Origin of the sequence: Paenibacillus sp. FSL R5-0519, from assembly GCF_037974275.1 — a bacterium.
GTDB lineage: Bacteria > Bacillota > Bacilli > Paenibacillales > Paenibacillaceae > Paenibacillus.
In genome coordinates this window covers 5,137,917-5,152,345 of the sequence record NZ_CP150234.1, presented here as the reverse complement: position 1 = coordinate 5,152,345, position 14,429 = coordinate 5,137,917, and the positions used below count along the sequence as shown (strand labels likewise).

The following is a 14,429-nucleotide window of genomic DNA, read 5'->3' as shown; positions in this document are numbered from 1 at the left end:
CCCAACTTGAAACGATATGTATAGTTATGAAATAATAGAGCGAACTTTAGAGAGGTGTATGCAATGAATAACCAATCACATCAGGATCATTCATCCCGACGGGAAAGATTGTTTGTGGCGATTCGTCTTCCTGGTCCTGTTCAGCAGTCTCTTCAGATGGATGCGAGGCTTGTACAGAACAAGCTTGATTTTCGTAAATGGACAGATCATCGAGATTATCATATAACCTTGCAATTTCTTGGGGATACACTTGTTAGTGAGATTGGACATCTTCGGAAAGCGTTGCGCTCAGTAGCAGTTGAATTCCAGGCGTTTGAACTTCAGCTTGCGGATTGGGGCACATTTGGACTTGAAGAAGCGCCTAAAGTGTTATGGAAGGGTGTTAGCGGAGAGATGGGTCGGTTGATTTCACTGCAAAAACAAATCGTTCAGGCCACATCGACTCTTGGATTCGAAGCTGAATTAAGACCATATGCTCCCCACATCACGGTTGCTAGAAAATATCTGGGACAACTCCCAGGTAATGAGAATAAAGGGGTATCTGGAGTGCTTCCGGAACATGCCTCAGGTGTTAATTCATGGATGGTGGAGGACATTGTACTTTACGTGACAAGGCTTGGACAATCTCCAATGTATGAGGTCTTGGACACGTTCTCTTTTTCCTGATAATCATTTTTATGCCATAAAATCACATTGACATTACGTTTATCCCTATGTAATATTAGCCATCGTTATTCAAATTCTTTTTTTTGGGTTACTTAGATAAGGGAAATGTTTCGACAGGAGGAATCTTCGAATGAACATTATAAGCAAGAATCGTTGGGTAGCACCGATGTTATCAGTGCTGCTTGTATGTATAGTGGGGGTAAATGTCGTTCAGGCGACGGGGAAGTGGAATGAAGCTAGTGATAGTAAACAGATGACCGAACTTGCGGCTTCTGTGCAAAATAACCAAACATCTGCGCAAGAAGAGAGGCGCATGATGGAAGATGGGACAAGTCTGTCTACACAAACCGTAGCGTGGACCGAATCTCTTCCAGCGAAGAACTGGCTGACGACTGCTCAAGAAAAGCAGGAATTGCAAGAAGCCAAGGCCAAGAACAAAGCTAGAGCTGTAGCTGCGGCCAAAGCCAAAAAAGAAGCTGCACTGAAATTGGCCAAAGTGGAACGTGCCAAAGCGGTGGCTGCTGTAACAACTCCCCCCCAAAAACTATACTTTACGCGGACCAAACTTCTGAACCAGGAAGACTCGAAACTCGCAACCTGGTCATACAGTGTGTCCGATAAAGAACTGCATCTGCTGCAAAAAATCGTCATGGCAGAGGCGGAAGGTGAACCGTACGAAGGCAAAGTGGCAGTTGCCAATGTTGTCTTAAACCGGCTGCGGTCAGCCAATTTTCCCGATACCATTTACAAGGTGATCTATCAGAAATCCCAGTTCAGTCCTGTAGCGAACGGACGTTTGAAACGTGTGGTTCCCAACGAGGACAGTATCAAAGCAGTGAATGCTGCGCTGAACGGGAAGAAGGAAGTTGCCGATGATACGTATTATTTCTTATCATTGACGCTTGCCGACGATCTGACAGTTGCCCGCTCGCAGAAAAAAGTAAAAACGATCGGTCATCATACTTTCTACAAGTAATCGACCCGTAAATTCTGCAAACAGGCAGGGTAGTTAACAGTGTGTGCTTCACACGACCCTTCAAAAAGCCTGAATCGCAGTTTTATTTCGTTATTTAAAATATGGTTATACTTTAAATTACCCTTTTTTCTGCCAAATCATACGGTCGAAATCAATGAAAATAAAAGAAGGTTCCCTTCCAATAATTCGGAAGGGAACCTTCTTTGTATATCGTGAGCACTTGCCTTGTCCTCTATAACACCTCATGAGAGCCGTTCTATAGGTCCATAGAGACGTTAGAATGGGATTCTGGTACCTGACAAGGACGTGGCAGCAATTCCGGCTGAGAATCGCTCTACGGGTGTTTTCGTAACTTCGGCTGTCGTCGGGAATAATAAATCATGAACAGCTTGGGCGCAACACGTTGGATCATAGGTTGAACGGCTGCCGGTAATATGTGCTACGTTCAGCGGGCTTTCAGCTTGAGTGGATGCCTGTTCACAAAGCTCGCTGAAACGTTTGGTAATCACATCGGCAGAGTGGATGACCTGGCCGTATCCGGCTTGTACAAAGTATTCACAGTTCTCTTCCTCTTGACCCGCCAGCGGAGGAATGAACAGCATGGGTAACCGCTTAGCCAACGCTTCGGTACATGTCATGCCACCAGGCTTCGTGATTAGCACATCGGATACATCCATCAGTTTGCTAACTTCACGGGTATATCCCAGAATACGAATATTAGGGTGCTGGAAGCAAGGCATCTCCTTCATTTTTGCAATCATTTTCTCGTTGCTACCAAGACAAAACACCAATTGAACACGATCTGCCCAGGACGTGAGAGCTTTCATATGATCTTCATCAAAAGAAAGTCCCCAGCCTCCACCCATAAGCAGCGCGGTAGGCATGTTCTGAAGCCCCATCTCTTGCCGCAGCTTTACTTTGTCGCCCGCTTCCCAGAAGTCAGGATGCACAGGAATTCCCGTGATCTGAATGTGGGAGGGATCGACCCCTCGAATTTCAAGTAATGCTTTGACCTGAGGGGTGGAGACCAGATATTTATTCACTTCCGGATTAATCCATGTTCCATGCACGTCATAATCCGTCACGACGGTATAGAGCGGGATATTCAGGCCCTGGCGTTTGAGCCGGGAGATCACTGCATTTGGAAAAGGATGGGTACAAATCACCGCATCCGGTTTCAGTTGGGATACGACCTGTGCCGTCTGTGTATAGAAAATTCGGTGCAACGCCAGCTTGGTAAAGCCATTTAATGACTTGTTGTACTGTGTGCGGTACAACAGACTGACCAGTTTGGGTTGAACCGACAGTGTCTTCCGATATGCAGAAAAGATTAATGGAGCTACCGTTGGGTTTAAAAATTTGCCTAGTTCAATGACACGACTGTGAACATGTGGACTGACTTTTTTGATGCCATGTGCCAGCGCATGAGCGGCCTGAGTGTGACCGGTACCGAATCCTTCCGATAATAAGAGCACTCTTGGTTTTCGCATGAGTTCACCTTTATTCATAAGTTTTAATTCATAATGAAGATATTCATCGTTTTCGTTAGCTATGGATTATACATTACTACATGAATATACATTGAAGCGCAGAATCATGTTTCATCCATAAATATTTACACCATATCTCTTGGTCTGAGACAGTCTGACTTCATTTATATACGTATGTTTGAGTCATCTTACACTATAGACGACGACAGGAGGAGTTTCCACTGCATTTCGGTTAAAAAAAATTAACACAATATTTAAATTGTTAGGGTTGCAATCTTATTGCTGAGGTGGTAATGTATATTTTGACCGAATGACCGGATTGTATTTTTGGTCATTTATGTAGGACGAATGAACATTGAATGGAGTAAAAGGAGGGATATGATGGCTCCGATTGACAGGAGACAGCAGGTTATTCATGCAGCAGCCCAGTCGTTTGCCATGTTTGGATACAAAGCAACTACGATGGACCAGGTCGCCAAGATTGCGAACGTGGGCAAAGGAACGATCTATACGTTTTTCACCAACAAGGAACAATTGTTTGATCAGATTCTGGTAGAAGTGATTCAGGAAATGAAGAACATCGCACATCGTGAAGTACATCAGGAAAGTGCATTTTTTGATAATCTCTTTCGGGTGCTGGATGCGTTGTTGGAATTCCGCCGTGATCACGAGCTACTGGTTAAGTTATCACAGGAACTGAAGGACTTTGGTACATTGCAGGCCAAGGAAGGTTTGGACAAAGTGGAGAAAGTGATTTCCGATTTTCTGGCCCGGGAGCTTGAGAAAGCGAAGGATAATGGAGAGATTCGGGATTGTGATCCGCAAGTGGTCGCTTTTATGATGATTCGCTTGTATATTGCACTCACCTCTGATTGGAACAAACAACATCAACCACTGAGCAAAGAGGAAATCAAGAATTACTTTCGCCTTTTCTTAATGGAAGGAATTGCTGCTGTAACGTAATCCGAATTTATTCTACTATAAATTAGGGTTATCATACATGTATGGCAGCGAGGCTTGTCGGAAGACAGGTTTGTTTTTTTGCTTTAAATTGACCGTTTGAGGAAAATGGTCACTTCGTGTTTCGGTAATTTTTCTGGAACGCGACATTTTATTTCATTATAGTTATTCCTGCTCATGAAGCAGAGAGATTAAGGGGAGAAAATGACATGAAATCTTTATCCGTGTTTTTCAAGGATGTGGGATCGGCCGTGAGAAACCCGAAGGTGTTGATCCCTGTTATTGCAATTATGTTTATACCGATCCTGTATAGTGGCATCTATCTGGCGGCTTATTGGGACCCATATGGTCATGTGGATGAGATGCCGGTTGCCGTTGTCAATCTGGATAAAGGCGCAGAGCTGGAGGGCAAATCACTTCATGTAGGTAATGATCTGGTGGATGAGCTGAAGAAAAATGCAGATTTCAAATGGGACTTTGTCAGTGCTAGTCAAGCCAAAGAAGGCATGAGTAATGACAAATATTATATGCAAATTACGATTCCGGAGAACTTCTCATCCCAAGCAACAACGTTGCTCGATGACAAGCCAGCACCGGCTGACCTGATCTATGAACCGAATGGCAATTATAGCTTTGTCGGTGCACAGATCGGCAAGACTGCGATTAAGGATCTGAAAGCCAAAGTCTCAGCCAAAGTAACAGAATCCTATGCAGAGACTTTGCTCGACAAGTTCTCAGAAGTATCTGATGGCTTAGCGGAGGCAGGTGATGGAGCTGGTGAACTGAACACCGGTGCAGGCAAACTGGATGATGGTGCAGTTAAGCTCAAGGATAACTTGGCGAAGCTTGCATCCGGGACGCTTGAACTTCAGGAAGGACTTTCTCCATTAAGTGATGGGGTTAACGCGTTGCACACGGGTGCGACCAAGCTTGAAAGTGGAACAACGAATCTTGTATCGGGTCTGCAACAGCTTCAGGCAGCCGCTTCGAGCCAGCTTCAGAGCGGAGCAGATCAGTTGAAGGATGGCAGTGCCAAGTTGGAAACGGGCCTTCAATCTTCACTGGATGGTACAAGTAAGTTGCAGGCTGGCCTGGCATCGTCAGAACAGGGCAGTGCGAAGCTGTCTGATGGTCTGCAAAGTGCCGTTCAGGGCAGCGGTACACTGGCAACAGGTCTGCAATCGGCTGTGGATGGCAGTGGGAAGGTTGCGGATGGAGCACAGAGCGTAGCCGCCGGATTGAAACAGCTTGCTGCATCGAACCCGGAACTCGCTGAAAATGCTGATGTACAGAAACTGCTTGCGGCGAGTGAAGCGGTTGCCGATGGCAGTGCGCAATTGCATGACAGCGAGCAGAAGCTGGCACAAGGTGCAGATCAGCTGCATCAGGGCAACCAGCAGTTGGCCGCGGGCGCATCCGAGCTTCATGTTGGTCAGAAGCAACTACTTGCTGGTGCAGACCAGCTGGTGGATGGACAAAAGCAATTGCTTGCTGGAGCCGGACAGCTTAGTCAAGGGGGAGCGAAACTCTCCGATGGTCTGAAGCAGTTCAGCGGCAAATTGGGTGATGCTGCAAGTGGCGGTACATTGCTCGCGAATGGTGCCAAGCAGCTGGGCTCAGGTACAACAGCTTTGCAAACGGGTGTGGGCAAACTCAGTGGTGGCGTTAGTTCACTAACCGATGGTTCCAAGCAACTGGGTGATGGCGCAGGCAAACTGGCTGACGGTCTTACTGAGCTAAAAGATGGTTCAAGTGAACTGGCAACCAAGCTGAATGATGCCGCGCAGAAAACATCCGAAGTGAAGAAAACGGATGATGTGGTGAACATGTTCGCTGAACCGGTGAACTCTTCGGAGAACACAGCAGAGAACGTGAGCAATTATGGTACAGGATTGACACCGTTCTTCCTGTCGATCGGTCTGTTTGTGGGTTCATTGATTTCGACGATTGTATTAAAAATGCGGGAAACGTCCGTACCTGGTGCAACAGGCTGGAATCGTTTTGTCAGCCGGACACTGGTATTTGGCTCCGTGAGTATCTTCCAATCGGTTATCGTGGCAAGCTTCATGTTATATGGTCTTGGACTGGAGACGCACAGTGTAGGGCTGTTCTATCTGTTTACCATTATTACAGGGCTGACCTTCATGTTGATCGTTCAGGCGCTTGTAACCTGGCTGGATCTGCCTGGACGTTATGTTGTCATTCTGCTGCTGGTCTTCCAACTTGCGGCTAGTGCAGGTACATTCCCGGTAGAATTGATTCCATCGTGGCTTCAGGCATTTAGCCCTTGGTTGCCAATGACACACAGCATTATGGGCTTCAAGGCTGTTGTATCGAGTGGTAATCTGGATGTGATGTGGCATCAGGCAGGAATTCTTAGTATCTATGCAGGTGCATCTATTCTGCTGACGCTTGCTTACTTCCTTTGGAATGGCAGACGTCCGAAAAAAGAAGTCGAACAGGCTGATTCCGGTCAAGTTGTGACGGCATAAGTCGAACCTGATCTTCAGCAGGGTCATATTTTTGAATAAAAACTTTATTTTCTTGTAGTGAAATTATGCAATATAGTAGTCAAATAGTGCAAATAGCCTGTGACCCCAAAAAGGGGTTGCAGGCTATTTTGTATACAAATGCATAAAGAAGTAAAGATTCGCTGGCTTACGCATTGGGAATTTGGTTGAATTATGGATAAACGCAGGCGGTACATGGAACGATTTTCTTCAGTCAGCAATTTAATTCAGTTGTACTCTGGCTTAAAAAGTGTATAATTATTCGAAAAAGAGATGAATTTAAACGTCACTACTGTAAAGCTGTACTGCAAAACATTTCTTATCAGAGGTATTAAAAAGTTTAAATTGCGCTGATGTTAGGTCGGTGTTAAAATAATAGAACTATATCAAAAAAACGTCGCTCCATTTCAGTAGCCGTGCCAGCGGCTGCGTGTTGATTTATACATGATGCTGTTTGCCGGATCGTCCGGATCAGCCCATCTCATTCAATGGCTTCTGCCCAATAGCAGGCTTATTTTTGACAGTCTCATGCTGTCACCTCTTCTATCTAGCAGGCTCTATCGCAAGCGAAAGGCCAGCTCCTCCCGTTTCATTGTTGCCTGTTGCCTATGTTCTTGATCTTTCCGAAATACTTCATTATAGAAAGGTTGCGTTCCATGAGACACATCGGATTACCTCCAAAACAGGGTCTATATGACCCGCAGTTCGAAAAAGACGCATGCGGAATGGGTTTTGTTGCCAACATCAAAGGAGTACCTTCACACGATATCGTTAGTCAGGCACTAACCATGCTCAGTAACATGGAGCACCGTGGAGGACAGGGAAGTGAGCCGAATTCCGGTGACGGAGCAGGTATCCTGATTCAGATTCCACATCGTTATTTTGCACAGGAAGCAGACCGTCTTGGTTTTGCATTACCTGAACAGGGATTCTATGGGGTGGGAATGTTGTTCATGTCCCAAGACCCTGCCATCCGTAGTGCGCACGAAGAGAGCCTCAAGAGTATTATTGAAGAAGAAGGACAGACGTTCCTGGGTTTCCGGGATGTGCCTACTTTTGATGAAATGCTTGGCCGTTCTGCACTTGCAGCGAAACCTTATGTACGTCAGGTGTTCATTGGAAGATCCGCAGATGTGAAGGATGAGCTTGGATTCGAACGTAAACTGTATGTTATTCGCAGACGCGCTGAGTTGGCTATTCGATATTCGGCAGATGAAGCAGAAGGTGGTTCATTCTACCTGCCAAGCTTGTCTTGTCGCAAAATTGTTTATAAAGGCATGCTCACAACGGAACAGGTGGGAGAATTCTATCTGGATCTACAGCAAGATCTCGTAGAATCTGCGATTGCACTCGTGCATTCCCGTTTCAGTACGAACACCTTCCCGAGCTGGGAACGTGCCCACCCGTATCGCTTCATGATCCACAACGGTGAGATCAATACGATGCGTGGTAACGTGAACTGGATGCATGCACGGCAGTCCTTGTTCGAGAGCGAATTGTTCGGTGACGACATCGCCAAAGTGAAACCGGTCATTAACCCGGATGGTTCCGATACAGCGATGTTCGATAACACACTGGAGTTCCTGTATCTCAGTGGTCGTTCACTGCCACACGTGGCCATGATGATGGTTCCTGAACCTTGGAGCACAGATGAGGGCATGGACCCTGCCAAAAAGGCATTTTATGAATATCACAGCACAATGATGGAACCTTGGGATGGACCAGCAGCAATGGCCTTCACAGATGGTTTGCAGATTGGTGCCACACTTGACCGTAACGGTTTGCGTCCAGCTCGTTATTATGTAACCAAGGATGACCGCATTATCCTGTCCTCAGAAGTTGGGGTACTTGATATTGCGCCTGAAGAGATCCTATACAAAGATCGTCTGCGTCCAGGTCGGATGTTGCTTGTGGATACACAAGAAGGTCGCATCATCTCAGATGAAGAAGTAAAAGCGATCATTGCAGCCGAGAATCCGTATCAGGATTGGCTTGATGAGCATTTGATGGATCTGAGCGAGCTGCCGGAAGCACCGGAACTTCCTGATCCAAAACATGATAACGTGACCCAGCTTCAACTGGCATATGGATATACATTTGAAGAGCTTCGCAAAATCCTGGAGCCAATGGCGACAACAGGTATGGAAGCTACCGGTTCGATGGGTTATGATGCACCACTGGCTGTGCTGTCGGATCGTCCGCAGCGTCTGTACAACTACTTTAAACAGATGTTCGCCCAGGTAACCAACCCGCCAATCGATGCAATCCGTGAAGAGATTGTAACGTCTACGGCAACAACCATTGGTCCTGAGCGCAACTTATTGAACCCTGAACCGGAGAGCTGTCGCCAGATCCGTCTGGATACACCGGTATTGTCCAATGAAGACTTTGCGAAGATTCGCCATGTGCGTCGCCCAGGCTTCCGCTCCATGACGATTCCGATTTTCTTCACTGCTGCGGAAGGAGCAGAAGGACTGCGCAAAGCAATGGATCTGCTCTTCGAAGCTGCGGACCGAGTCATCGACAAAGGTCATAACATTCTGATCCTGTCTGACCGCGGTGTGGACGCAGAGAATGCGGCCATTCCTGCATTGCTTGCTGTAGCAGGTCTGCATCACCATCTGATTCGTCAGGGAACCAGAACAAAAGTCAGCATTTTGCTTGAATCAGCAGAGCCGCGTGATATTCACCACTACGCATTACTGCTGGGTTACGGTGTGAGTGCTGTGAACCCTTATCTGGCCTTTGAAACGCTAGATGACATGATTCAGCAAGGATTGCTTCGTGGCATTTCGCATGAGAAAGCAGTGAAAAACTACATTAAAGCAGCTACCAAAGGCGTTACGAAAGTGTTGTCCAAAATGGGGATTTCTACGATTCAATCGTATCGTGGCGCTCAAATCTTTGAAGCGGTGGGTCTGAAATCAGACTTCGTTGACCGTTACTTTACCTGGACACCTTCCCGGATCGGTGGAATTGGGTTGGAAGAAGTAGCTGCCGAAGCGCTGACACATCACAACCGTGCCTTTACGGATAAAGACGGTAACGATAAAGTATTGGATTCCGGTGGCGATTATCAATGGCGTAACGACGGAGAAGAGCATCTGTTCAATCCGCAAACCATTCATACGTTGCAACACGCAGTTCGTACTGGAGATTACAAGCTGTATAAAAAATATTCCAAACTTGTGCAAGGTGAGAATGATCAGCTGTTGACCATTCGCTCCATGCTGAAACTGAAACCGGTTGGAGCTTCCATTCCACTTGAAGAAGTTGAATCCGTAGAAGATATCATGCGTCGTTTCAAAACGGGTGCAATGTCCTTCGGTTCAATTAGTAAAGAGGCGCATGAAGATCTTGCCATTGCAATGAACCGTGTTGGAGGTAAGTCCAATACCGGTGAAGGTGGAGAAGATCCGGCTCGCTTCATTAAAGATAGCAACGGGGATTCCCGTCGCAGTGCGATCAAACAGGTAGCATCCGGACGTTTCGGTGTTACATCCAACTACCTGGTTAATGCCGACGAAATTCAGATCAAAATGGCACAGGGAGCAAAACCGGGTGAAGGCGGACAACTGCCAGGACGCAAAGTGTATCCTTGGGTTGCTGAAGTCCGTGGTTCAACACCGGGTGTAGGTCTGATCTCGCCACCGCCGCATCACGATATCTACTCGATCGAGGATCTGGCAGAGCTGATCTATGACTTGAAAAATGCCAATCCGCGTGCTGAGATCAACGTGAAGCTCGTATCGGAAGTGGGCGTGGGTACCATTGCGGCAGGTGTAGCCAAAGGGCGTGCCGATATTATCCTCGTCAGCGGTTATGACGGTGGTACAGGTGCATCTCCGCAAGGTTCGATCCGACATGCGGGTATGCCGTGGGAACTGGGTCTTGCAGAGACACATCAAACGTTGATGCTGAACAATCTGCGTGATCGCGTCGTACTCGAAACAGATGGCAAAATGCTTAACGGCCGTGACTTGGCGATTGCAGCTTTGCTTGGAGCTGAAGAGTATGGTTTCTCTACAGCACCACTCGTTGCACTTGGCTGTATCATGATGCGTGTCTGTCAAATGGATACCTGTCCGGTGGGTGTAGCAACACAGAATCCGGAGTTGCGTAAAAATTATATGGGTGATCCGGCTCATGTGGTTAACTTCATGCGATTTGTTGCTGAAGATGTGCGTGAGATCATGGCTGATCTTGGTTTCCGTACCATTCAGGAGATGGTTGGACGTACAGATTGCCTCGAAACGGTAGAAGCCGTAGATCACTGGAAGAAAAAAGGTGTGGATCTGTCTGTATTGCTGCACGTGCCTGAAATGCCGGAAGGCTCTGCACGTTACCGTACACAGCATCAGAACCACCAATTGGAAGAAACGCTGGATATGCAGCAATTGTTGCCACTGGCACAGTCTGCTATTGAATCCGGTCAACCGGTTGAAGCGGTGCTTCCAATTACGAACGTTAACCGTGCAGTAGGTACCATTCTGGGTAGTGAGATCACACGTAAATATGGTCTCGCAGGATTGCCTGAAGATACGGTTAAATTCAAATTTGTCGGCTCTGCCGGACAAAGCTTTGGGGCCTTTGTACCTAAAGGCATGACATTGACCGTTGAAGGGGATTCCAATGACTACGTAGGTAAAGGATTGTCCGGAGGTAAACTGATCGTGATGCCTTCTCCGAAAGCAACGTTTGAGGCTGAAGATAACATCATTATCGGTAACACGGCTCTCTACGGTGCAACAAGCGGTGAAGCGTATATCCGTGGTATTGCGGGTGAGCGATTTGCTGTACGTAACTCCGGTGCCAAAGTAGTCGTTGAAGGGGTAGGCGACCATGGTTGTGAGTATATGACAGGTGGACGTGTCGTTGTACTCGGCGATACAGGTCGTAACTTTGCAGCAGGGATGTCCGGAGGTATTGCCTATGTGTATGATCCGGAAGGCACATTCTTGCAACGTTGTAATCTGGAAATGGTTCTTTTGGAGCGTATCGAAGATGTTGCCGAAAGTGCAGATCTGCGAGGCATGATTCAACGTCATGTTGCCAATACAGGAAGTGCTGTCGGTCAGCGCGTTCTGGATAACTGGCAAGATGCGGTGAACCAGTTCGTTCGGGTTATTCCGAAGGACTTCAAGCGTATGACGGAGCAGATTGAACGGGTTCAGGCGACAGGCTTGACTGGAGAAGCAGCACTGCTTGCAGCGTTTGAAGCAAATATGCGTGAACTTGCACGTGCTGGGGGTTAACTCCTTGTTCAAAGGTGAACGTGCATGAACAGGTTGTATGAAGAATAATAGGAGCTATATGGTTGCCATTTTGGCACCATATAGCTCCTATTTGGCTTTCGACAAAATTAGAACCCCTTCAAAAAACGTTATCGTCATGAGACGACAACATCACGGAACGTTCTCAAGTATAATAAGGCTAGTTTTGGAGGGCAGGGAAAGTATATAGATAAGAGAGGTTAGCGGAATGAATATGAAGCATCCAAACAGGGACGATCGTAGGCCGACAGGGAAACAAGTCGAAGCAACCCAGATGGACATCATGAAAGTTTTACTGCAATGCGGAATCGACCCGGAGCGTTGGAACCATTTCATATCCTCCGTCAACAACAAGCGTCCTTGACACAATAGATAACCATGGAATGGAGGGAATTAGGACACAAAAAAAAGCCCAGAAGCCAGAGATAGCATCTCTTGGGAACTGGGTCCTCTTTTCGGGTTTAGTCCATGCTGCGTTCCATGCGGACAAACGCAATAAAACGACGTGCCTCTTCTTCCGTTAAGGACTTCCCATCAATCATCAGATCGAAGCGTTCTAACACTTCTTTGTCCGATAACTCCAAGGTATCAACGAATTCACGTACGTCCTCATCCATCACGACATCGCTTTGCTTCGTACGTCCTATAAGATAATCAATAGACACATCAAAGATGTCAGCAAGTCTCGTTAACACTTCGAAGTCCGGTTTACGTCGGTTCTTCTCGTAGTGGGAGAGAGCAGCTCTGGTAATATGAATGGAGCTCGCAAGTTCTTCTTGAGTAAGTCCCCGCTGTTCCCGTAATTCAGCAATGCGATTTCCGTAGCTCATAAGCTATTTCCCCCTGAACGACATCAAATATATATAGAAACAATCCTGAGCCAAGTTTTTGATCAGGGCAGCTTTCCTGCAAAAGAGTAACTCCTCATAAGTTTCCTTTAACCCATTTCCATTTGTAAATAGGTCTGTCTAAGGACATCTCAAATTGTCGTAAATCAAAAGAACCATGTCCAAATACCGCTTGACATGATACGTTTTGTATCGTAAATTGGACGTATGGAGTTACAAAATGTATCATTTGGGATATTTTAAGTATCTCCTTGTTGCCTGGACCATATACCTGTGAGAAGGAAGTAGAGGCAGTCCATGTAGGCTAATCCATTCTAAAGGAATGAAACCATGCAATCAATAATTCAGGAATGGGCTGATATGAAATTAAATGTCCATATGTACATTCAGGAGTTTCATAAGAAAATGGTAGACCACAAAAGACGCCCTGTTCTGTTACTTGGAATGGACACTCAAGCAATCACCTTCCTGAGCGACCTGAACTTGCCAGTATCATCAGAAATGCTCATAGGTTTGGATGTTGAAGATCATCATGTATGTGTGAGACTTCACGCAAGGTTGCAATGGAAACAGCCCTTCGGAGAGCTCACAATGTATCATTCAAATTTGCATATTCAGCACGAACAGAAACTATATATAACTGGACAGTTAAACACAATGCTTACTGAAGTTCAGTTTCCCACGGTTTCCCGTTCTCAGTATGAAAAGGCAACAGAGCAGAAGGATCTGCAGAAAACCTATCATTACATCGATTTCACCATATAATTCCAAGTCGATTCTTAACAAATTCTGAACAAAACATGTACTTAACGCCATTTTACTATATTTCATAGCGTTATGCATTAGTTCTTTAACACCAAAAGCATTTGCGCAATGAATAAAGGGGCGAGGGGGCTCATACTATTTCAGGAAGTTTGGATATGGTTGAAATGCACTGCCACATATTATCCGGTCTGGATGATGGTCCTGTTCGAATGGAGCAGTCCGTTGCGATGGCTGAGAAGGCGGCAGCCTCTGGAATCACCTCCATTATTGCTACTCCGCATCACCTGAACGGGCAATACAACAATGAACCGATGGTGGTTAATCAGGCCGTGAACCTGCTACAAGCAGAACTTCGCAAACGTAACATTCGCCTGGAGATCCGTCCCGGACAGGAGATCAGGGTGCATGACAACCTGATTGGAGACTTATATGCAGGAAAGTGCTGCACACTCGCCGGAAGTCGTTACATGTTGCTGGAACTGCCCTTTGGTCATATTCCCTCACAGTTCCCCAGGATACTGCATGAATTACGAATAGCGGGAATTACCCCTATCATTGCTCATCCGGAACGCAATCGTATCATTTTGAAGAAGCCAAAGTTGTTGGCGGATTATTTGAGTCAAGGCGGGTTATGTCAGCTTACGGCTCAATCTTTCACTGGGCTTTTCGGACGGAAAGTTCGGCAGTGGTGTTTTCATTTTTGTAAAGAAAACGGGTTTCATTTCATTTCATCAGATGCACATGATACGTGCAAAAGGACATTTGCCATAAGTGAAGGGGAGCGGGTGATTGAGCGTCGTTTTGGAGCTGAGGCCGTTAAGAGGCTTGCAGAGAATGCGTCGCACATCCTATCGAATTCGTGTCTGGTCACAGAACGCTGGAAACCTCGCAAATGGCTACTGTCCATCTGGTAGTTACATATGATAGATCACAACGTATAG

10 protein-coding genes are annotated in these 14,429 nt (G+C 46.4%); 8 read left to right on the top strand and 2 right to left on the bottom strand.

Annotated features, from left to right (window positions below):
* Positions 1 to 63: 63 nt before the first annotated feature.
* Positions 64 to 666: an RNA 2',3'-cyclic phosphodiesterase gene (gene thpR, locus MKY73_RS23305; protein ID WP_339303647.1), complete on the top strand. Its 603-nt coding sequence runs from the start codon at positions 64 to 66 to the stop codon at positions 664 to 666.
* 130 nt (positions 667 to 796) lie between these two features.
* A complete protein-coding gene (locus MKY73_RS23300) occupies positions 797 to 1,642 on the top strand; it encodes a cell wall hydrolase (protein ID WP_339240257.1) in 846 nt (281 codons plus the stop codon).
* A gap of 275 nt (positions 1,643 to 1,917) precedes the next feature.
* Here MKY73_RS23300 and MKY73_RS23295 read toward each other — a convergent pair whose 3' ends face one another.
* A complete protein-coding gene (locus MKY73_RS23295) occupies positions 1,918 to 3,132 on the bottom strand; it encodes a glycosyltransferase (protein WP_339303646.1) in 1,215 nt (404 codons plus the stop codon).
* 381 nt (positions 3,133 to 3,513) lie between these two features.
* On the opposite strand from MKY73_RS23295, the gene MKY73_RS23290 reads away from it, so the two are divergent.
* The 4 genes from MKY73_RS23290 (at position 3,514) to MKY73_RS23275 (ending at position 12,239) form a co-directional block, all read left to right on the top strand.
* Positions 3,514 to 4,095: a TetR/AcrR family transcriptional regulator gene (locus MKY73_RS23290; protein ID WP_339240260.1), complete on the top strand. Its 582-nt coding sequence runs from the start codon at positions 3,514 to 3,516 to the stop codon at positions 4,093 to 4,095.
* A gap of 206 nt (positions 4,096 to 4,301) precedes the next feature.
* Positions 4,302 to 6,584, top strand: coding sequence for a YhgE/Pip domain-containing protein (locus MKY73_RS23285; protein WP_339303645.1), 2,283 nt, complete (start codon positions 4,302 to 4,304; stop codon positions 6,582 to 6,584).
* A 674-nt stretch (positions 6,585 to 7,258) separates the two neighbouring features.
* On the top strand, positions 7,259 to 11,857 hold the full coding sequence (gene gltB, locus MKY73_RS23280; RefSeq protein ID WP_339303644.1) for a glutamate synthase large subunit: 4,599 nt from the start codon (positions 7,259 to 7,261) through the stop codon (positions 11,855 to 11,857).
* 226 nt (positions 11,858 to 12,083) lie between these two features.
* A complete protein-coding gene (locus tag MKY73_RS23275; RefSeq protein WP_215078381.1) occupies positions 12,084 to 12,239 on the top strand; it encodes a hypothetical protein in 156 nt (51 codons plus the stop codon).
* A gap of 97 nt (positions 12,240 to 12,336) precedes the next feature.
* Here MKY73_RS23275 and MKY73_RS23270 read toward each other — a convergent pair whose 3' ends face one another.
* Positions 12,337 to 12,705, bottom strand: coding sequence for a helix-turn-helix domain-containing protein (locus tag MKY73_RS23270; RefSeq protein WP_047841965.1), 369 nt, complete (start codon positions 12,703 to 12,705; stop codon positions 12,337 to 12,339).
* 348 nt (positions 12,706 to 13,053) lie between these two features.
* Between MKY73_RS23270 and MKY73_RS23265 the strand changes: the two genes are divergently transcribed.
* Together MKY73_RS23265 and MKY73_RS23260 are read left to right on the top strand one after the other, a co-directional pair.
* On the top strand, positions 13,054 to 13,488 hold the full coding sequence (locus MKY73_RS23265) for a hypothetical protein (RefSeq protein ID WP_339240265.1): 435 nt from the start codon (positions 13,054 to 13,056) through the stop codon (positions 13,486 to 13,488).
* A 155-nt stretch (positions 13,489 to 13,643) separates the two neighbouring features.
* On the top strand, positions 13,644 to 14,402 hold the full coding sequence (locus MKY73_RS23260) for a CpsB/CapC family capsule biosynthesis tyrosine phosphatase (protein ID WP_339303643.1): 759 nt from the start codon (positions 13,644 to 13,646) through the stop codon (positions 14,400 to 14,402).
* Positions 14,403 to 14,429 lie beyond the last annotated feature (27 nt).

What these genes read in the sequence shown, in the direction of transcription:
- MKY73_RS23270 (WP_047841965.1), bottom strand. Translation starts at nt 12,705, where the DNA reads ATGAGCTACGGAAATCGCATTGCTGAATTACGGGAACAGCGGGGACTT.
- thpR (WP_339303647.1), top strand. Translation starts at nt 64, where the DNA reads ATGAATAACCAATCACATCAGGATCATTCATCCCGACGGGAAAGATTG.
- MKY73_RS23275 (WP_215078381.1), top strand. Translation starts at nt 12,084, where the DNA reads ATGAATATGAAGCATCCAAACAGGGACGATCGTAGGCCGACAGGGAAA.
- MKY73_RS23260 (WP_339303643.1), top strand. Translation starts at nt 13,644, where the DNA reads ATGGTTGAAATGCACTGCCACATATTATCCGGTCTGGATGATGGTCCT.
- gltB (WP_339303644.1), top strand. Translation starts at nt 7,259, where the DNA reads ATGAGACACATCGGATTACCTCCAAAACAGGGTCTATATGACCCGCAG.
- MKY73_RS23290 (WP_339240260.1), top strand. Translation starts at nt 3,514, where the DNA reads ATGGCTCCGATTGACAGGAGACAGCAGGTTATTCATGCAGCAGCCCAG.
- MKY73_RS23300 (WP_339240257.1), top strand. Translation starts at nt 797, where the DNA reads ATGAACATTATAAGCAAGAATCGTTGGGTAGCACCGATGTTATCAGTG.
- MKY73_RS23295 (WP_339303646.1), bottom strand. Translation starts at nt 3,132, where the DNA reads ATGCGAAAACCAAGAGTGCTCTTATTATCGGAAGGATTCGGTACCGGT.
- MKY73_RS23265 (WP_339240265.1), top strand. Translation starts at nt 13,054, where the DNA reads ATGCAATCAATAATTCAGGAATGGGCTGATATGAAATTAAATGTCCAT.
- MKY73_RS23285 (WP_339303645.1), top strand. Translation starts at nt 4,302, where the DNA reads ATGAAATCTTTATCCGTGTTTTTCAAGGATGTGGGATCGGCCGTGAGA.